The organism is uncultured Parolsenella sp., from assembly GCF_934660935.1.
GTDB lineage: Bacteria > Actinomycetota > Coriobacteriia > Coriobacteriales > Atopobiaceae > Parolsenella.
This window is the reverse complement of record NZ_CAKUIH010000006.1, coordinates 95,537-115,208: the sequence shown is the minus strand read 5'-3', so window position 1 is coordinate 115,208 and position 19,672 is coordinate 95,537. Positions and strand designations below refer to the sequence as shown.

Genomic DNA, 19,672 nt, shown 5'->3' with positions numbered 1-19,672 from the left:
TCGAAGGGATGACTCTTGGTGGGACTACGGTATGGCGCCAGAGTCCTCACCAGCGGTTATTCTTCTGGCTCATCGTCGCCGCCGGCCTCCTCGAGCACGGCCAAGGCGCAGGCGACGAGGTCCTCGGCACCGCGCTTGAAGGGATAGGCGACCTTCTCGGTCTTGGGATAGACGATCGCCCCGCGCGCCTTGAACTTGAGCGTGAGGTCGCGAGAGCACTTGAGGCCCAGGTAGATGATGCGCCCACTCGTAAGCGTGACGCTCGTGACGCCCAGGCGCTGGGCGCGGATGCGGATGCGCGCGCGGTCGAATAGGTTCTTCGCGGCGGCAGGCATCGCACCAAAGTCGCGCTCGCACTCCTGCTCGAGAGCGTCGACCTCGGCAAGATCCACGGCGCCCGCGAGCTTGCGGTACACCAGGACGCGCTTGTCGACCTCGGGCAGGTACTCTTCCGCGAGGTAGAAGTCCGCGGAAAGGTTGATGTTGACTTCGCTCTGCGCAAGCTCGCCGCCCGCCTCGCCCTTCGCCTCAGCGACGGCCTCGCCAAGCATCTGGGTGAAGAGGTCGAAGCCGACGCTCGAGAGGTTGCCGTGCTGCTCCGCTCCCACGAGCGAACCGGCACCACGAATCTCGAGGTCGCGCATGGCGACGCGCATACCACTGCCAAGCTCCTGGTACTCGTTAATCGCCATGAGGCGGTCCGTCGCCTCGGGCGTGAGCGGACGCTCGCCGGGGAACATGAAGTAGGCGTACGCCTGGATGCGGCCGCGGCCGACGCGGCCCTTGAGCTGGTAGAGCTGCGCCAGGCCCAGGCGCTGGGAATCCTCGATGATGAGGGTATTGCTGTGAGGGTTGTCGATGCCGCTCTCGATGATGGTGGTCGCCACCAGCACGTCGATCTCGCCGCGCTGGAACTTCATCATCATGTCCTCGACCTGCTTGGCGCTCATCTTGCCGTGCGCCACGCCCACGCGGGCCTCGGGCGCGGCCTCGAGCACGCGAGCCTCGGCCTCGTCGATGGTCTTCACACGGTTGGAGACGTAGTAGACCTGGCCATCACGGGCAATCTCCGCGCGAATGGCGGCGGAGACGATGTCCGGGTCATACTCCCCCACCGTCACCTTGACGGGGAGACGCCCCGGCGGCGGCGTCATGATCAGGCTCATGTCGCGCACGCCGCTCATCGCCATCTGCATGGTGCGCGGGATGGGCGTGGCGGAGAGCGTGAGCACGTCGACCTGTTCGCGCATGTTCTTGAGCTGCTCCTTGTGCTGGACGCCGAAGCGCTGCTCCTCGTCGATGATGACGAGACCCAGGTCGTGCGGGTTCACGTCCGCGGAAAGCAGGCGGTGGGTGCCCACGAGGACGCTCACCTTGCCGCTCGCGAAGCCCTCGAGGGCAAGCCTCTGCTGCTTGGGCGTGCGGAAGCGCGAGAGCACGTCGACCTCGAAGTCGAACGGCGCGAAGCGGTTGAAGAACGTCTCGAAGTGCTGCTGGGCGAGAATCGTCGTGGGGCAGAGCACCATGACCTGGCGGCCCTCGGCGACGCACTTGAATGCGGCGCGCAGGGCCACCTCCGTCTTGCCGAAGCCCACGTCACCGCAGAGCAGGCGGTCCATCGGGCGGGCGGTCTCCATATCGGACTTGATGTCCGCCACGGCGGAGGCCTGGTCCTGCGTGAGCTGGTAGGGGAACTCCGCCTCCATGTCCTGCTGCTCGGGCGTGTCCGGCGCGAAGGCATAGCCCTGGACGCTCGCACGTCGCGTGTAGAGGTCAACGAGGTCGAAGGCGAGGCGACGGGCGTTCTTGCGAGCCTTGCCGGTGGCACGGCTCCAGTCCGCGGTGTTGAGGCGCGTGAGGCGCGGCGCGGAGCCATCCGGGCCGACGTAGCGCGTGATGCGATCGACTTGCTCAAGCGGGACGAAGAGCTTGTCTCCACCGGAGTACTCGAGCAGGAAGTAGTCGCGTTCCTTGCCGGCGACCTCCTGGCGCACGATGTCGGAGAAGAGCGCGATGCCATGCGTGGCGTGGACGACGTAGTCTCCGGGCTTGAACGGGAAGGTCACGCTCGTGGGATCGACGCGGCGACGCGTCTTGCGCTTGGCGGAGTGAATCGCGAGGTCGCCCACGGAGAGGATCGCGAGACGCGCCGACGGCACGATGACGCCGGCGGGCACGGGCAGGTCCGTGAAGGTCACCTGGCCACGCGGGAGGTCCGGCGCGCTCGCGAGATCGTTCGCGGTCGGGTCCATCACCGGCACGCTATTCTCCGGAGCGGAGCCCAGCGCCTCGCCAAAGGTGACGCGCTCGTCGCCAAAGGTGAGCTCGAGGTGCTCGCGCGCCGCGCGGTCAGGCACGGCGAACAGCACGGAAGCGCCATCGTTTAGAAGCTGGCGGACGCGACCGAGCAGGCGCGTGTCGGAGCCGGCGATGCTCGGCTGCCTCACGGGCAGCTCCGCGGTGACCTGGGAGCCCACGCGCAACATGCTTGCGAACGAAAGCCGCTGCTGGCGGCCGAAGTCGAGGTCGCGAGGGGCGGTGTAGAGGCCCACCGTCTCCTCTCCGGCGTTACTCGCAAGCTGGGTCACCTCGTCTGACGCGCGCACGCAGTCGTCAAAGAGGGCGCGCGGCTCGGCGAAGCACATGAGTGCGCTCTCGCAGACGTGCTCGAGAGGGCTCGCCGTCTTGCCATAGAGGGCGGCGAGGTAGCGCTCGAGCGTGGGGTCCGCGCTTCGTGCCTCGATGAGCTCGAGGTCGGCGGCGACCTTGGTGCTCGCCTGGGCATCCGCCCAGAGGGCCTTGCGCGCGCGAGCGACCGTCTCGTCCGTGAGCGCCAGCTCGCGGCAGGGGCGCACGGTCACGCTGTCGAGGTCGCCGATGGTCTGTCCGGTGGAGGCGACCATGCGCCTCACGCGATCGACCTCGTCGCCGAAGAACTCGATACGCACCGGCGTGCCCATCTGGGCGGGGTGGATGTCAACCGAATCGCCATGGATGTGGAAGGTGCCGGGGCCGTCGAGCTCGCCCGGATCGGAGTAGCCGAGGCCCACGAGCAGGGACCCAACCTCCTCGAAGGGAACCTCGTCGCCCACCGAGAAGGTGCTGCTCGCCCAGTAGCCAGACCCCACGGGCGGCACGCGGCGAAGCAGCGAGCGGGCGCTCGCCACGACGAGGCAGGGATCGCCTGTCGCCAGGCGCCCAATCGCCTCGCAACGAGCGCCAACAACAGACCAATCCGGCGTCTCCGCCTTCCAGGGGAGGTCGCGACGCTCGGGATAGCGGCAGACGACGTCTCCGCCGAGCCATGCCGAGAGGGCCTTTGCCGCGCGGTCCGCCGCCTCCTCGCCAGAAACCACGAACAGGCATGGACGCGGGTCAGCCGCCCAGACGCTCGCCAGCACGAGCGGGCGGGCGCTCTGGGAAACCGCCAGCGTGGCGTCGTTTCCGGCTCGGAGCTCGGAGAGCGCCGGGAGGAGTTCCGGCGCGGAAAGAAGCTGTCGAGAGACTCTGTTGATAAGCACTAGCGACCGTCCTCCTTGCGCTCGGGACGCAGCGCGGCGAGCTCGCGAAGATGCGGTGCGGCGGCGTCGAGGTCCGCCTCGGTGGCGCGCCAGCTCCAGTTGCCGCCCGCGACGCCGGGCACGTTCATGCGGGCCTCGTCGCCGAGCAACGCCGCATCCTGCAGCGTGCACATGACCACGCGAGAGGCACCCGAGTAGGCGTCGCGCATGAGACGACGGGCGAGATCGCGGGCGTCACCCTCGGCAAGGCCGAACCTCTGCTCGCACCAACCCACGAGCGTGGAGGTGTCATGCGTGGAGGTATAGGCGACCTTGTCCGCGTGCGGATGCCAGCCGTCCCTCACGTCGCCGTCGGCGAAGAGGAGAACGTCCATGCCCGGACAACCCACCTGCGCAAGGAGGGCGCGCGTGGCGGGCGTGATCGAGCCGAGGTCCTCGGCGAGGATCGGCAGCGGTCCCAGCAGCGAGTTGGCGTGGGCGAAGAGGTCGACGCCCGGGCCCGCGAGCCACGAGCCGCTACGGGCCCCCTTGCCAGCGGGCACGCCGTAGTAGTTCTCGAAGCCCAGGAAGTGGTCGAGGCGCGTCACGTCATAGAGACCGAAGGTGCGCGCGAGGCGGCGCATCCACCAGGCGTAGCCGTCGGCGCGCATCGCGTCCCAGCGGTAACAGGGATTGCCCCAGAGCTGGCCCTCCTCGGCGAACTGATCCGGCGGGGTGCCGGCCTGGAGCTCCGCCGCGCCGTCCGCGTCGAGACGGAACTGCTCGGGATGCGCCCAGACGTCAGCGGAGGAGGAGGCGACGTACATGGGAATGTCACCGATGACCTCGATGCCTCGGGCGTTCGCGTAGGCGCGCAGATCCATCCACTCCCACTCGAACTCCCACTGCGCGAAGCGATGGAATGCGACGCCGGCACTGAAGCGCGGGTCATCCGCAAGCTCCGGCGTATAGTGGCGCAGCTCCTCCGGCCAGGTCTGCCACTCCTCCGTGCCAAGCACCTCGGCGATAGCGGCGAAGCAGCAGTAGGGCTCGAGCCAGTCATTGTTGATCTGCACGAACTCGCGGAACGCGGCATCGGGCTCGAACGCCTCGAAGCGACGCCTGAGCTCGTCCCCATCCGGTTCGAGCAAGCGCTCGTTTCCGGCGAAGACCGAGGACCCCGCATAGGGCGAGCCGTACATGTCCGTGGGGTTCACGGGGAGGATCTGCCAATAGCGCTGCCCGCAGGACGCTAGCCAATCGACGAAGGCGCGAGCGGGGGCGCCCAGCGTACCGGGCTTGTCGCCGTTGGGGATGCTCGTGACGTGGCAAACCACGCCGCAGCCGGCGTCCATAGGCCTAGCCAAGGTCTTCTCGTCATCAAAATAGACCACGGCGCTGCCAAGGGGCGGCAACGTAAACGAGACTGCCTCGCCCTCGCGCCTGAGCTCCATGCCGCCGATAAGGTCAACAGCACGCTCGCCGCGGCTGGGAATGGAGGCGTACCTTGACTCAGAAAGGCTCCTGTTCACGAGGACGCAAACGCTCGGGCCATCGGACGCATCATGCGGAGCGAGGCTCGCGCCAGCAGGCAGACGCCACCAGCCAAGAACATCGTCGCCGCAGTTGATGGGCCTCACGATGCCATCCGTGAGCACGGGCAGGGCGCGCCTCAGCTGGGTGGTGTTGCGATATATCACCTGGCAATCCGCGTCGCCACCGTCCCACGGATAGGGGCCGCGGTTGCACGGGTCGCAGAGACCTTCCATACCACGCTCGTCACCGTAGTAGATGCTGGGAACGCCCTGGTAGGTCATCTGGAGGAGCGTCGCGAGCCAAAAGCGGCCCTTGGCAAGGCCGCGGCGCGCCTCCGTCAGGCGCCCGGGGAAATCATCGGGCCAAGGCTGCCAGTCAGGATGGTCGAGCGCGCCACCCAGCACGCTCATGAGACGCGGGCGGTCATGGCTCGAGAGCAGGTTCAGCGCGGCAGCCATGGCCTCGGGCGGATAGTTCTCCGCGATCTGCATGAGGCTCTCCGCCGCATCCGCCGCGCTGACGTTGCCGAGAAGAAAATCGAGCACCGCCGTGCGGAACGGATAGTTCATCGCGCTGTCGAGTTCGGAACCCAGCAGGTAGCGACGCAGCTTGCCATAGCTGATCTTGTTCGACGCGTCTTCCCAGACCTCGCCCAGGACGAGTGCGTCTGGGCGCTCCGCGAGGGCAGCCGTCTTGATGTCCTCGATGAACTCGTCCGGCAGCTCGTCCGCCACGTCGAGGCGCCAGCCGCGCGCGCCAGCGGCGAGCCAGTGGCGCACGACGCCCTCGGGCCCCGTGATGAAGTTCTGGTAGCCAGGGTTCGTCTCGTTCACGGCAGGCAGGTCGTCGACACCCCACCAAGCCTCGTAGGTACCGTCGTCGTTGAAGGTGAACCAGTCCGCATAGGGACAGGTGGCTTCGCCCGCCTCCGGGCCACCAGCAGCAACCTCCGCCTCGTGGGCCTGCCAGGCGCCTGGCTCGGGATAGGTCTCGTAGCGGTTGAAGTAGCGGCTATCCGCGCCCACATGATTGAAGACGCCGTCAAGGACGATCGAGATGCCGAGCTCTCCCGCTTCGCGGCAGAGCCTGGAGAATCCCTCTTCGTCACCAAGCATCGCGTCGACGCGCATGAAGTCAGCCGTGTCATAGCGATGGCTGCTGCGAGCCTCGAAGATCGGGTTCAGATAGATGACGGTCACGCCCATGTCGGCGAGACGGCGTAGGTCTCCTCTGATGCCCTCGAGCGTGCCGCCGTAGAAGTCCCACGCCACGACGCGGCCATCGGCGTCCTTCTCGTAGGACGGGTCCGTGTCCCAGTCCTCGACCACGCGACGCCTGGGACCGGGGATGCCATCCGCGGAGTCGTTCCCATGGAGGTGGCCTGCCGCCCGGGCTCGCTCACGCCAGTCGTTTCCGCGGCGATAGCGGTCCGGGAAGATTTGGTAGACGATGCCCGAGGTAAACCATTCCGGCTTGACCTCACGCGGGCGATAGACCGTGAGTTGGAAGGATGAGGGCTGCCACTCGCAGAGCATGCCCTCACCGCCGGTGTGACCATCGCGCGCGCCATAGCGCAACACCCTGCCGTCAGAGCGCTCGATCACGAAGGAGTACCACACGATCGCAGGGCTCTCACGCGTGAACTCGCACGAAAAGCGCAGGTGATCGCCTTCGGGCTCGCCCGTCATGGGAACGAAGGCCTCACCCTCGCCGTCAACCCACGTGCGCAGTGCCACATGCGCGCCAGAGTCTCCGCCGATGGAGAGGCCAAGCGTGACGGTGCCGCCCGCGGGGGCGGCACCGAACGGAATCCTATAGCGGCTGTCACGACTGTCGTGATATGCCCACATGTCTCTATCCCATCCGTCCTGCGGTCACCGGGAGCTCCGCAGGCGACGGGCTCTACCGGTTCCGCTTCTTGTTGTAAGGAATCACCTCGGGATGGAGGTCATGGTAGGCATCCAGATACTGGTTGGCAGCGCGGCGCCAGCCGAAATCGGCCCCCATGGCATTGCGCATGAGACCCTCCCAGGCATCCTTGTCAGTCCAGAATACCTCACAGGCGTTCAAAACCGTCGCAGCGAACTCATCGCCATTGAAGTTCGCAAACGAGAAACCGGTCCCCTCGCCCGTGAACTTGTTGTACGGCACGACGGAATCCTTGAGGCCGCCGGTCTCGCGAACCACCGGCAGGGTGCCGTAGCGCATCGAGATCATCTGCGACAGGCCGCACGGCTCGAACTGGCTGGGCATCAGGAACAGGTCCGCGCCCGCATACATGCGATGCGACAGCTTCGAGTCGAAGTCGATGCGAGCGCACATCTGCCCCTTGTACTTCCAGTCGAAGTAGCGGAGGGAATCCTCGTACTGGCTCTCGCCGGTGCCAAGCACGGCGACCTGGACCGAGCGGTCGAGCAGCTGACCCAGTGCGTACTGGACCAGGTCGCAGCCCTTCTGCTTGGTGAGGCGGCTCACCATGACGGCGAGCGGACGGCTCGGATCGACCTCGAGGCCGAGCTCCTCCTGCAGCGCCGCCTTGCAAGCGGCCTTGCCGGAGAGGTCGTCTACGGAGTAGTGGCTGGCAATGCCGGAGTCAGTCCTGGGGTCGTACTCCTGCGTGTCGATACCGTTCAGGATGCCATGCAGCTTCCAGGCACGATCGCGGAAGATGTCGTCGAGGCCCTCGCCATAGAACGGGGTCTTGAGCTCCTCGGCGTAAGTCGGGCTTACCGTGGTGATGGTGTCCGCGTAGAGGAGCGCCCCCTTCATGAAGTTGATGGTCTTCGGGGCCGTGTACATCTGGCCGGCGGCAGCGGTGTCCGCAAGGCCGCAGATGTCGCTCATGACCTCGTCGCCATACTGACCCTGGAACTTCACGTTATGGATAGAGAACACCGTCTTGACGTTGTCGTATCCGGGAAGGCCCTTGTAGAACTCGCGGAGGAACACGCACGAGAGCGCCGTCTGCCAGTCGTTGCAGTGGAGGATGTCGGTCCCGGCAAGCTCCGGCACGCGACCCAGGCACTCCGTAATGGCCTTCGAGAAGAACGCGAAGCGCTCGCCATCGTCGAAGTCGCCGTAGATGGTATCGCGACCGAAGTAGTCCTCGTTATCAATGAAGTAGTAGTCGATGCTGTGATAGTTGAGGTGGTCGACGCCGCACCAGACGTTACGCCAGCCCAGGTTCATCCAGAAATCGGCCACGTGGTTCATCTTGTTGCGATACTCCGCCGGGATACGGCGGTACTTGGGCAGGATCACGCTGACCTTGCTACCGCAGCGACGGAGCTCGTGGGGGAGCGAGCCGGCGACGTCGCCCAGGCCGCCCGTCTTCACGAACGGGGCGGCCTCGGAGGCGCAGAAGACCACGCGAAGCTTCCTGCGGGTTCGGCCACTCACTACCTCTCGCCGCCCTTCTCCTTCACGAGAACGGTCTCAGGCGTGCCGCGAAGCTCGGTGCCAGCCGTGATGACGTTTCCGCGGTCGATGATCGCGTGCTCGAGGCGAGCGCCGCGCTTGATGACGCAGTCATTCATGATGACACAGTCGCGCACGGAGGCGCCGGGCTCGATGACAACGTGACGAGACAGAATCGAGTCCGCGACGGTGCCCTGGATGCGGCAACCTCCCGAGACAATGGAGTTAGTGACGCGGGCGCCGCTCTCATACTTCGCGGGCGGGTTATCGTGAGCCTTCGTCATGATCGGACGATCAGGCGGGAAGAGCTCGGCGGTGACGTTGGAGTCGAGCATCTCGTGGCTACGCTTGGCATACATGCGCGCGTCGAAAACCGTGCCCGTGTACATGTCGACCCTGTGCGCACGAACGTCAAGCTGCGGGAGATCCGGCTCGATGGCCTCGAACAGGTCGAGATAGTCGACGTTGGCATAGCGCTCGATGAGCTCGATGAGCTTCTCGCGCTTAACCACGAAGCAGTCAAGGAAGCCCTCGTCGCCGTAACGGGTGCCATAGGTGAAACCTCGGACGTGCCCGTCCTCGGTGTAGACGCTCGAGACGTCCTCGGCCTCGCAGCTGTAGGTCTTCGTGAGCAGCGTGATGTCTGCGCCGCTCTCGTTGTGAACGCGGATGAGCTCACGGTAGTCGTAGTTATAGATGATGTTCGCCGCGGAGACGACCACATTGCTGGCCTTGTCGCGGTCGAGGAACACGCGGTTGGCGATGAGGTCGCGCAGGAGGAAGCGCGGGCCCTTGCGGCTCGTGCCGAACGCGGAGCCCGGCATGAGGAACAGACCGCCCTTCTTGCGATCGAGGCCCCAGTCCTTACCGGTGTAGAGGTGGTCAACGACCGAACGATAGTTATAGGGCATGATCACGCCGACGGTCTCGATGCCGGAGTTGACCATGTTCGAGAGCGGGAAGTCGACGAGGCGGTAACGGCCGAGGAACGGCACGGCCGCCGCCGGGCGCGGCTTCGTGAGGACGCTCGGGTGCTTGACGGAATAGTTTGTGGTGATGAGTCCGACCGCGGTCTCCATGGCCTACTCCTCCCCCTTCCCCACGACGACCTCGTCGCCGATAACTGCCGTGTCCTTCGCTACATCAACGCTGCCGAGCTCGACGCCAGCCTCAACGACGGCCTTCTCGCCCAGAATCGCGCGAACCACGCGCGCGCCCTCCTTGACGACAGCGCCCGGGAACAGCACCGAGTCCTCAACGACCGCGCGTGGGCCAACCTTCGCGTCCGTGGAGATGATCGAGTGACGGACGGTGCCCTCGATGCGGCAGCCGTTGGCGATAATCGCGTCGTCGATGACGGCATCCGGGCCCACGTAGTGCGGCGGGCGCACCGGGGCGTTCGTCATGAACGGGAATTCCTTGCCATACAGGTCGAACGCCGGGTTCGGGCCGAGGAGCTCCATCGAGGTCTCGTGATAGCTCGAGATGGTGCCGACGTCGCGCCAGAAGCCGTGGAACTCGTAGCAGAAGATGCGAGCCTGCTCGGCGAGGAGCTTCGGGATGATGTTGTTGCCGAAGTCGTGCTCGGACTGCGGGTCCTGCGCGTCCTCACGGAGCGAGCGGAGCAGGACGTCGGTGCTGAAGACGTAGATGCCCATCGAGGCGAGGTTGGAGTCCGGCTTCTTGGGCTTCTCGGTGAACTTGGCGACCGAGTCGTCCTCGTTCTTGGTGATGATGCCGAAGCGCGAGGCCTCCGCCCAGTCGACCGGCATGACGGAGATCGTGAGGTCGGCGTTGTTGGCCTTGTGGCTCTCGACCATCTTGCTGTAGTCCATGCGATACAGGTGGTCGCCGGACAGGATCACGACGTACTCGGGGTCATAACTCTCGATGTAGCCGAGGTTCTGGTAGATGGCGTCTGCCGTGCCGGCATACCAGTTACCGCCCGTCTCGGTGGCGTAGGGCGGCAGAATCGAGACGCCGCCGTCACGCGCGTCGAGGTTCCACGCAGCACCCGTGCCGATGTAGGAGTGCAGCAGATAGGGGCGATACTGCGTCAGCACGCCCACCGTGTCGATTCCCGAGTTCGCGCAGTTGGAGAGCGCGAAGTCGATAATGCGGTACTTGCCTCCGAACGAGACCGCGGGCTTGGCGATATTGCGCGTGAGCGCAAGAAGCCTGCTTCCCTGTCCACCGGCAAGCAGCATCGCGATGCTTTCCTTCTTGCCCATGTGTCCTTCCCCCTTCACGCCGTAATTGGTATGCCTGGTCCTTCGCCCGCGGAAGGTTGTGCGGGCGATTGGGGCCGTATATCCCTAGAGCCCCCAGATTTCTGAGGCGTATTCCCTGATGGTGCGGTCGCTCGAGAACTGACCGGAGTTCGCGATGTTGTGGAGGGCCCTACGCTGCCAGGAGCGCTGGTCGTCGTAGGTGGCGGTCAGCTCCTCCCAAGCCTGGACGTAGCTCGCGAAGTCCGCGATCACGAAGTCGTAGTCGTTGTTGCCCATGAGCTCGGAGCTGATCTGCTCGAAATTGCCCGAGAGGTGGGCGAACGTGCCGTCCGTCAGCTGGCGCACACAGCGGCCAATGCCGTTCGGGTCCGCGTTGAGGACGTCCTGCGCGAAGTAGCTGCCGCTTGCGCGCAGAGCCTCGACCTCCTCGACCTTCATGCCGAAGATCTTCTCGTTCTCCATGCCCGCGAGCTCGGCGATCTCGACGTTGGCGCCATCGAGGGTGCCGAGCGTCAGGGCGCCGTTCATCATGAGCTTCATGTTCGAGGTGCCCGAGGCCTCCTTGCCGGCGGTGCTGATCTGCTCGGAGATGTCGGCCGCGGGGTAGATGAGCTGGGCGTTCGAGACCGCGAAGTTGGGGATGAAAGCAACCTTGATGTACTCGTTGACGCGCTCATCGTTGTTGATGACGTCTGCGACCGAGTTGATAAGGCGGATGACCTCCTTGGCGAAGGTGTAGGCGCTCGCCGCCTTGCCGGAGATGATGAAGGTCGTCTTGTGCGGCTTGTAGCTCGGGTCATCGAGCATGTGGTTGTAGATGCTCATGACCTTGAAGATGTTGAGCAGCTGACGCTTGTAGGCGTGGAAGCGCTTGACCTGGACGTCGTAGATGGAATCCGGGTCGATCTCGACGCCGGTCTGCTCGAGGACATACTTGGCGAGACGAACCTTGTTCTCGCGCTTGCTCGCGCTCATGGCGTCGAGGAAGTCGACGTCGTCATAGTAGGCAGAGAGCTTCGAGAGCTCGGCAGCGTCCGCCAGCCAGCCGTCACCGATCTTCGAGGTGATGAGGGCGGAGAGGCTCGGGTTGGCGTTGCCGAGGAAGCGACGCGGCGAGATGCCGTTGGTCTTGTTGTTGAACTTCTCGGGCATGAGCTCGTAGAAGTCATGCAGGGTCTCGCGCTTGAGAATCTCCGTGTGGAGCGCGGCCACGCCGTTGACGCTGTGGCTGCAGATTACCGAGAGGTTCGCCATGCGGACCTGGCCGTCCCACAGGATGGCGGTGTTGCGCAGCTTCTCCTGCCAGTTGTCGATGTCGCGCGGGAAGCTCTCCATGTAGCGGCGGTTGATTTCGTCGACGTACATGTAGAGGCGCGGGAGCAGGCGCTGGAAGGTGTCGATCGGCCACTTCTCGAGGGCCTCGGGAAGCACGGTGTGGTTGGTGTAGGAGATGGAGCGCGTGGTGATGTCCCACGCGGTATCCCAGTCGAGGCCCTCCTCGTCAACGAGCAGGCGCATGAGCTCGGCGCCGCACATGGCGGGGTGGGTATCGTTCGTGTGGATGGCGACGAAATCCGGGAAGCGCTCCCAGCCGGCATCCGCATGGTCGTACTTGTAGTTGCGCAGGATCGAGGCGAGGCCCGCGGCCACGAACAGGTACTCCTGCTTGAGACGCAGGATGCGGCCGTGCTCGCCGGCGTCATTGGGGTAGAGGATCTCGGAGATGGCCTCGGCGTCCGTGCGGAACTTCGCAGCCTTGGCATAGTCGCCGGCGTTGAAGGCGTCGAGGTCGAAGTCCTCGTGCGCGGGCTCGGCACTCCAAAGGCGGAGACGGTTCACGGTCTTGCCGCCATAGCCGATGACCGGCACGTCATACGGGACGGCCTTGATGAGCTCGCCGCCCTCCTGCGTGAACCAGAACTTGCCGCTCTCGTCCTCGTGGCGGACGACCTCGCCACCGAAGCGCACGAGTACGGCGCTCTCCGGGTGCTTCGTCTCCCACGGATAACCCTTGTCGAGCCAGTTGTCCGTCACCTCGACCTGGCGACCATCGACGATCTTCTGGCGGAAGAGGCCGTAGTGGTAGCGCATGCCGTTGCCAAAGCCCAGGATGCCCTCGGCGGCCATGGAATCGAGGAAGCACGCGGCGAGACGGCCGAGACCACCGTTGCCAAGGCCCGGGTCGACCTCCTGGGCGATGAGTTCATCGAGGTCGATGCCCATGTTGGCAAGACCGTCCTTGACCAGGTCGCGGACGCCATAGTTGAGCAGGTAGTTATCGAGCAGGGGGCCAAGCAGGAACTCGAGGCAGAAGTAGTAGACCTTCTTCTTGTTGCTCTTCTTGTTCTCGGAATCCGAGGTGGCGAACTCGATGTTCGCCTTCATCGCGATGAGCTGGGCCAGGGCCTGGTACTGCTCAAGCGTGGTGCAGTCCTTGAAGTCCTTGCCCACGAGGGACTCGAGCATGTCTCGATACTCGGTGACAAAAACCTCGGAATTCTCGAAGATACGGTCGGTCATGTACGTGCTCCTAACGATCTAACTCTTCTCTGGTGCTGTTACGTGTCTGTCAACCCAGCTTGGCCTCGACAGACGCTTGTTAGCAGGCGTTTATTTGATGGTAGCGCCCTTTACGGACTTGGCAGGGGCGTCGGCCTTATTTGCTTTCGCAGACTTGCCCTTCCCCTTACCCGACGCCTTTGGAGCGGCCGCGCGCTTCTTGTTCTTTCCGCTCTTCTGCGTGGCAGCGCGCTTGCCCTTGACGGGCAGCGGGCCACTGGCGCGACGGGCGCGCTTGTCGGCCGGCTTGACCTCGACGGTCTCCTTGGGCTCCGGTACGAAGGTGCTCGGCCCGATGCGACGCAAGATCATGCCGCCCAGCGGGGGCACGTTCACGATCACGGAATCCGGGCGCCCGTCGCAGTCCTCCGGACGGCTCTGGATGGTTCCGCCGTTGAGCTGGCCCGACCCACCGAATTCCTCGGCATCCGAATTGAAGAGCTCGACGTAATCGCCCTCGCGCGGCACGGGGACGCGCCAGCTCGGACGGAAGTTGACGTCGAAGTTGATGACGACAACGAGCTCCTCGCCCTCGTTGCCACGGCGGACGAAGGAGATAATCGAGTGCTCGGCATCATCCGCCGAGAGCCACTCGAAGCCCTGCCACTCGTACGCCTCGCGCCAGAGCGCCGGTTGCTCAAGATAGAGCTTATTGAGAGCGGCGATGAAGTGCTGGTGCTTCGCGTGGGGCTCATACTCCTTGGAGAGGAACCACTGGATGGACTCGTAGTAGCGCCACTCGATGTACTGGCCGATCTCGTTGCCCATGAAGTTGAGTTTCGCGCCGGGGTGAGTCATCTGGTAGAACGCGAGCGTCCTCAGACCGGCGAACTGCCTCCACTGGTCGCCCGGCTGACGCGTGATCAGCGAGCACTTGCCGTGGACGACCTCGTCATGCGAGAGCGGGCAGATGAAGTTCTCGTTGAAGGCATACATGAGAGAGAACGTCAGCTTGCCGTGGGCGCCGGGACGCCAGGGGAAGTCCGTCTGCATGTAGCTCAGGGTGTCGTTCATCCAGCCCATGTCCCACTTGTAGTGGAAGCCCAGGCCGCCGTCCTCGGGCGGATAGGTCACGAGGGGCCACGCGGTGGACTCCTCCGCCATCATCATCGCACCGGGGAAGTAATCGCCCACCGCGGTGTTGACCTGGCGAATGAAAGCCGAGGCATCCAGGTCCTCCTCCGTGCCCTTCTCGTTCAGGCGCTTCTCCGCGGGATTGTCGATGCCGAAGTTGAGGTAGAGCATGCTGGAGACACCATCCATGCGGATGCCGTCCGCGTGGAAGCGCTCGAGCCAGAAGAGTGCGTTGGAGACGAGGAAGCTACGCACCTCGCCGCGAGCGAAGTCGAACTTGTGCGTGCCCCAGTTGGGGTGGATCTCGCGCTCGTAGAGCATCCCGCCGTTGAACATCGCGAGGCCATGGGCGTCCGCGCAGAAGCCGCCGGGCACCCAGTCGAGAATCACGCCGATGCCCGCCTGATGGAAGGCGTCGACGAGGCGCATGAAGCCCTCCGGGGAACCGAAGCGCGAGGTGGGGGCATAGTAACCGGTGACCTGATAGCCCCATGAGCCATCGAAGGGATGCTCCATCACGGGGAGGAGCTCGACGTGGGAGTAGCCCATCTCCTTGACGTAGGGCACGAGCTCGGCAGCCATGTCGTCATAGGAGTAGTAGGCGCCGCGCTGGGCGGGGAACTCGTCCATGGGGCCAGGCCAGGTGCCATCCTCGCGAGGCTCGCCCTGGGGCTCGTCGCCATGGCGCTTCCAGCTACCGAGATGCACCTCATAGATGTTGAGGGGCTCATGCATGTGGCCGTTCTGGGAGCGGTGGGCGAGCCACTCCTCGTCACCCCAGACATATGTGGGATCCGCCGCCGTGACTGAGGCGGTGCCCGGCACGAGCTCCGCAGCGAAGGCGTAGGGATCTGCCTTGTAGAGCAGCTCGCCAGACATCGTCTCGAGGACAAACTTGTATAGCTCACCCTCGCCGACACCAGGCACGAAACCGCACCATACGCCGCCCGTAGGCAAGGGCGAAAGCGGATTTGCCAAGGTATCCCAGCCATTGAAGTCACCCACGACGTGGACCGATCGCACGCCGGGGGCCCAAACGGCAAAGCGGTAGCCAGAGACGCCATTCTCGCAGGTAGGGTGAGCGCCCATCTTGTCATAACTGCGATACCAGGTGCCAGCAGCCATCAAATACAGGTCGTCAGACGTTATGTCGAGGCTTGCGCCAGCCACCGGATCAACGGCGGCTTTGGTTGCCTTCATTCGAGTCCCCCTTCTTCAACCCTCTCCCACACGCCAGCGAAGCCAGGCGATATCGCGAGTGCAACCCCGGCGTAAAACCGGCTGATTCGCGAACAAATGGCCCCCGGGCCCGATGGGACACTTCCACTTTATGCCCGCCCGCATCCCTAGGAGAGCCGGCGAGTGAAAAGCGTCGGTAAGCGGGCGTGGTTCAATGATGGGCGGTTCACAATTCGTGCACATTTTTAAGGTGTAGCACAAAGCAGGGCTGCGAGCTGCCGTTATATGAAATTAGTTTTGAGTTGTTTTAGACCTAAACATATTACTCCTGCTTTCGAAAGAGGGGTTCGTGCTCTTTCGAGAGAGGCGGCGACGCGAAAAAGTCGCCAAGTAGGGGGCTAAATCGCCTAAGCTCGAGTAGACCCACTCTAGAGCTCTCAGCGACCTCGGCTTTTGCGGGACAAAAAAGGCGTCTACTCGACAGGTAGCCGATTAGCCCCCTACTTGGCGCATAAAAAAGAGGAGCGCTCCAATTGGGGCGCTCCTCCGCGCGACTGAGCTATGCGAGCCCTGTCTTTGTGCGCGCTTCTTTGTCAATCACCAGCGGATATGCCAGTCTCGCCGCGATTTCACTCGTGCACCCCGCGGGATCGCTCACGGCAACTCGCGCGCTCCTGCGATCTCGTCAGCGGCTACTTGCACGCCACGCGGCCTTGGCCACGCGCCTAGTAGTTGGTCGCCTGCTCCTCGAAGTAAGCCTGCGGATGCTTGCAAACCGGGCAAACCTTGGGTGCGGCGTCACCCTCATACAGATAGCCGCAGTTGGAGCACTTCCAGACCTTAACGCCCTCGCGCTTGAACACCTCGCCGTTCTCGACGCGGTCGGCGAGCTTGCGATAGCGCTCCTCGTGCGTACGCTCGATGCCGGCAACGCTTTCGAAGCGATCGGCAATCTCGTCGAAGCCCTCCTCGCGAGCGACCTTCGCAAACTCGGGATACATGCTCGTCCACTCGCCGTTCTCGCCCTCGGCGGCGTCCTTCAAGTTGGTGAGCGTGTCTGGCACATCACCATCGTGCAGGTACTTGAACCACAGCTTGGCGTGCTCAGCCTCGTTGCCAGCCGTCTCGGAGAAGATCTGCCCGATCTGGACGTAGCCCTCCTTCTTGGCGGCCTTGGCATAGTAGCCGTACTTCATCGACGCCTGAGACTCGCCAGCAAAAGCGGCCTCGAGGTTCTTCTTGGTCTTCGAATCGGCAAAGTTGGTAGCCATGGCGACTTCCTCTCTCTTGCGCGCCGCAATCCCAGGCGACGCCCCAATCGAACCACAGCTCTTCTACCCCAGGCGCGGGAGCAATACGCACGATCGAGCAATCAACACGTCGCGCGCATCGCGCGAAAGCGCCAGCTGGCCGCGCATGCGGACGACAATCGTTCGCATGCGGAAACGCCCGGCACCCGCACACCGCCCCGGCAACGCGGCACGGACACCAAACATCGAGGATAAAGCCAGGCACGCAGACAAAGTCGCAGCTAAACGGCCCAGCGCCCCGGAGCCGCCTCATGGCAGAAGCCCTCGGCGGCAAGCTCCTCGAGAATGCCGAAGGCGGCAGCCTCAGAAATGGCGGCACGCCCCGCCTTGGCCTCGAACTCCGTGAGCTCGAGAGCGGCATCGACGGCAGAGACCCCCTCAACGCCCGCGGCAAGCAACAGCCTCACGAGGACGGCGCGCTTCTGGCGATGCGACCCCTCGAAACGCGACTGCCTCACGTTCTCGCGGGAACGGCGGGATGGATTGGGCAAGGTCCGCTTGAGGTGCGCGCCGTAGTCGAGCAGCGCGTAATACCAGGTACGTGGCGAGCACGGCGCGTCAGCACCGGCGATTGTCAGCGAGTCATCAGGGCACGCCTCAGCCACAAGCGGCCGAAGGGCGGAATCCGGCACGTCCTCGGCGCCGGGAAAGAGCTCATGGAGAAAGACCGCACGCACGTTTGTCTCGAGGTAGACGCCGGGCAGGTCGAACGCGAAGGCGCGAATTCCGGCAGCCGTCGCGGGGCCAATCCCCGGAAGCGCCCTGAGGTCGGCCTCGTCGTAGGGCATAACGCCCGCGTGGCGCTCGCAAATCTCCCGCGCGGCGCGCCAGAGCGCGAGGGCGCGACGGTTATAGCCCAAGCCCTGCCACTCGGCAAGCACGTCTGCCGAGGTAGCGGCGGCAAGCGCGTCGACCGAGGGGAATCGGTCGAGCCAGGACTGCCATCTCCCGTCAACGCGGGAGACCTGCGTCTGCTGAAGCATTGCCTCGGAGACCCAAATCGCATAGGGGTCACGCGTGCGACGCCAGGGGAGATCACGATACAACTCGCGGCCCGCAAGATAGACGCGTTCGCGGAAGGCTTCGATACCCTCGCTCATCGATGCGCCACGCCAGACTCGCCGGGGTGGGTGAAGCGGACGTCCACGACGGGACGCGCGCGGCCGGAAACCGCCTCGGCAAGCGTCACCGACGAAAGATAGCTATCGAGCAGCTCCTGTGCGCCCCTCCAAATGGGATTGTATCCACAGGCGACGGCGCGCGGGCACTCTCCCCCATCCGGACCAGCCGCAGCGCAGCCGGAAATCGTAAGCGGGCCCTGCACGGCCTCGACGACATCGAGCAGGGTGACGGTCGACGGGTCAGCTACGAGACGCATGCCACCACGAGAACCGCGAATGCTCTCTATGACGCCAGCCTGAACGAGGTCGCGCTGAATCGAGCGCGCAAAGGAGTAAGGCACGTTGTTCTGGTCTGCCGCGGAACGAACGGAAACGACCCCGGAAGGCTCGCGGACGAGCTCTGCGAGCATGCGCAGGGCGTAATCCGTCTTTCTCGAGATGTCCAAGGCTACCTCCAGTTCAAACTCTGCCAGCCGCGCTTCTTCGCAATGCGCGAGAGCGTGGTCCCCGGGCAAACCGCGTAAGGCGTGTCCGCCAACTCAAGCAGAGGCTCGTCAGTGAAGTGATCGCCATAGGCGTAGGCGATCGACCAGTCGTGGCCGAAGCGCTCCTCTGCCCAAGCGACGACAGCCCGGACCTTTCCCGCACCCGCGACGACCTCGCCCTCGACCTTGCCGGTATAAGCGCCATCGGCGTCGCGCTCCATGCGCGTGGCGGCAACGCCGTCAATACCCAGGCGTTCTGCCGCAAGGCGGGCGATCTCGAAGAACGTCGCGGAAACGAGCACGGTGGCGCAGCCCTCGTCGGCTCGACGACGAATCTCCGCCTTGGCGGCAGCCCGCTCGCGCGGCTCGAGAACCTCATGCGAGAAATCCCGCATGACCCGCGTGGCGTAATCGTAGCCGTGGGCCCCGAGATCGCGGAAGATCAGCTCGCGAGCCTCATCCTGGCGGAATGGCAGGTGAAGCTTATAGCGCACCCCCCACCAGAACAGGCGCAACGCGGTGCGTTTTGTCACAAGCCCGTTCGAAAGCAGATAGCGCGAAAAGAGAGAGCCCGACTGACCGCTCAGAATCGTCCCGTCATAGTCGAAGACGGCGAGGCGAGCTGGGCCCATTGTTTGCGTCGGCGCAGTCACCATTAATCACCCCCGTGAAATGTGAGTGCGACCTAGCAATTTTAGCAAATGCGACCAGTCGCATGGCGTTTTGCGGGTCCTTGGTAACGGCGCCGCAACTGAGGGAGTGGTCTCGCCCTCAAGGAGCAGCAGGTTTAGCAGGCAGCTCGGCTCCAGCGGCGGAGGCGGAATGACACAGGGTCGTCCAGACAAAGAGATGCGCGGCTCGAGTGACTCGCCGAATGAGAGACTCACTCAGCCAACAAAGCGGCGCGCGGCCGGGCAGAGGAGCACGCGGCCTAAATGGCTTGCCGAATGAGAGGCCCACTCGACCAACAAAGAGACACGCGGCCTGAGCGACTCACCGCACGAGGAGGCCCGCTCGCCCAAAACAAAAAGGGCCCTGGCGTGAACCAGGACCCTTCGAACATCCAATGGCGGGATATGCGGGGCTCGAACCCGCGACCTCCGACGTGACAGGCCGGCGCTCTAACCAGCTGAGCTAATACCCCGTGTCAGGTGCGAGAGCTATAGTACAGGAAACTCTCTAGCCCTGTCTAGTAGCTTTTTCAAATTTCTTTGCCAGTTTTTGACAAAGACGCAACATACTCCAGCGCAAGCCATCTAC

11 protein-coding genes and 1 tRNA gene are annotated in these 19,672 nt (G+C 64.3%); all 12 read right to left on the bottom strand.

Annotated elements, in window-relative coordinates:
* Positions 1 to 56 precede the first annotated feature (56 nt).
* The 12 genes from mfd to Q0H23_RS04590 all read right to left on the bottom strand — a co-directional run bounded on the left by mfd (position 57) and on the right by Q0H23_RS04590 (position 19,556).
* Entirely contained in the window at positions 57 to 3,521 is a 3,465-nt protein-coding gene (mfd, locus tag Q0H23_RS04645) for a transcription-repair coupling factor (RefSeq protein WP_293836214.1), read from the bottom strand.
* Complete coding sequence (locus Q0H23_RS04640) at positions 3,521 to 6,886, bottom strand: 4-alpha-glucanotransferase (RefSeq protein WP_293836211.1); 3,366 nt, start codon at positions 6,884 to 6,886, stop codon at positions 3,521 to 3,523. Before Q0H23_RS04640 ends, mfd begins: the two co-directional genes overlap by 1 nt.
* A gap of 52 nt (positions 6,887 to 6,938) precedes the next feature.
* Positions 6,939 to 8,435, bottom strand: coding sequence for a glycogen synthase GlgA (glgA, locus tag Q0H23_RS04635; protein ID WP_293836208.1), 1,497 nt, complete (start codon positions 8,433 to 8,435; stop codon positions 6,939 to 6,941).
* Positions 8,435 to 9,532 (bottom strand): glucose-1-phosphate adenylyltransferase subunit GlgD, encoded by a 1,098-nt coding sequence (gene glgD, locus Q0H23_RS04630; protein WP_293836206.1) that lies wholly within the window; start codon positions 9,530 to 9,532, stop codon positions 8,435 to 8,437. Before glgD ends, glgA begins: the two co-directional genes overlap by 1 nt.
* Positions 9,533 to 9,535: 3 nt before the next feature.
* Positions 9,536 to 10,684, bottom strand: coding sequence for a glucose-1-phosphate adenylyltransferase (locus tag Q0H23_RS04625; protein ID WP_293814370.1), 1,149 nt, complete (start codon positions 10,682 to 10,684; stop codon positions 9,536 to 9,538).
* A gap of 84 nt (positions 10,685 to 10,768) precedes the next feature.
* Positions 10,769 to 13,204, bottom strand: coding sequence for a glycogen/starch/alpha-glucan phosphorylase (locus Q0H23_RS04620; RefSeq protein ID WP_293836203.1), 2,436 nt, complete (start codon positions 13,202 to 13,204; stop codon positions 10,769 to 10,771).
* Positions 13,205 to 13,294: 90 nt separating this feature from the next.
* Entirely contained in the window at positions 13,295 to 15,517 is a 2,223-nt protein-coding gene (gene glgB / locus Q0H23_RS04615; protein WP_293836201.1) for a 1,4-alpha-glucan branching protein GlgB, read from the bottom strand.
* Positions 15,518 to 16,221: 704 nt separating this feature from the next.
* Positions 16,222 to 16,767 (bottom strand): rubrerythrin, encoded by a 546-nt coding sequence (gene rbr / locus Q0H23_RS04610; protein ID WP_293814367.1) that lies wholly within the window; start codon positions 16,765 to 16,767, stop codon positions 16,222 to 16,224.
* 260 nt (positions 16,768 to 17,027) lie between these two features.
* Positions 17,028 to 17,906 carry an adenine glycosylase gene (locus tag Q0H23_RS04605; RefSeq protein ID WP_293836199.1) on the bottom strand — a complete coding sequence of 293 codons (879 nt, stop codon included), beginning with the start codon at positions 17,904 to 17,906 and terminating at the stop codon, positions 17,028 to 17,030.
* Positions 17,903 to 18,373 (bottom strand): Rrf2 family transcriptional regulator, encoded by a 471-nt coding sequence (locus Q0H23_RS04600; protein WP_293836197.1) that lies wholly within the window; start codon positions 18,371 to 18,373, stop codon positions 17,903 to 17,905. The genes Q0H23_RS04605 and Q0H23_RS04600 overlap by 4 nt, the downstream gene beginning before the upstream one ends.
* 2 nt (positions 18,374 to 18,375) lie before the next feature.
* Positions 18,376 to 19,044, bottom strand: coding sequence for an HAD-IB family hydrolase (locus Q0H23_RS04595; protein WP_293836195.1), 669 nt, complete (start codon positions 19,042 to 19,044; stop codon positions 18,376 to 18,378).
* Positions 19,045 to 19,479: 435 nt separating this feature from the next.
* A tRNA-Asp gene (locus Q0H23_RS04590) sits at positions 19,480 to 19,556 on the bottom strand.
* Positions 19,557 to 19,672: the final 116 nt, after the last annotated feature.

Coding starts and splice junctions, on each gene's coding strand:
- Q0H23_RS04640 (WP_293836211.1), bottom strand. CDS start 6,886: ATGTGGGCATATCACGACAGTCGTGACAGCCGCTATAGGATTCCGTTC.
- glgD (WP_293836206.1), bottom strand. CDS start 9,532: ATGGAGACCGCGGTCGGACTCATCACCACAAACTATTCCGTCAAGCAC.
- Q0H23_RS04625 (WP_293814370.1), bottom strand. CDS start 10,684: ATGGGCAAGAAGGAAAGCATCGCGATGCTGCTTGCCGGTGGACAGGGA.
- Q0H23_RS04620 (WP_293836203.1), bottom strand. CDS start 13,204: ATGACCGACCGTATCTTCGAGAATTCCGAGGTTTTTGTCACCGAGTAT.
- glgB (WP_293836201.1), bottom strand. CDS start 15,517: ATGAAGGCAACCAAAGCCGCCGTTGATCCGGTGGCTGGCGCAAGCCTC.
- rbr (WP_293814367.1), bottom strand. CDS start 16,767: ATGGCTACCAACTTTGCCGATTCGAAGACCAAGAAGAACCTCGAGGCC.
- Q0H23_RS04605 (WP_293836199.1), bottom strand. CDS start 17,906: ATGAGCGAGGGTATCGAAGCCTTCCGCGAACGCGTCTATCTTGCGGGC.
- Q0H23_RS04595 (WP_293836195.1), bottom strand. CDS start 19,044: ATGGGCCCAGCTCGCCTCGCCGTCTTCGACTATGACGGGACGATTCTG.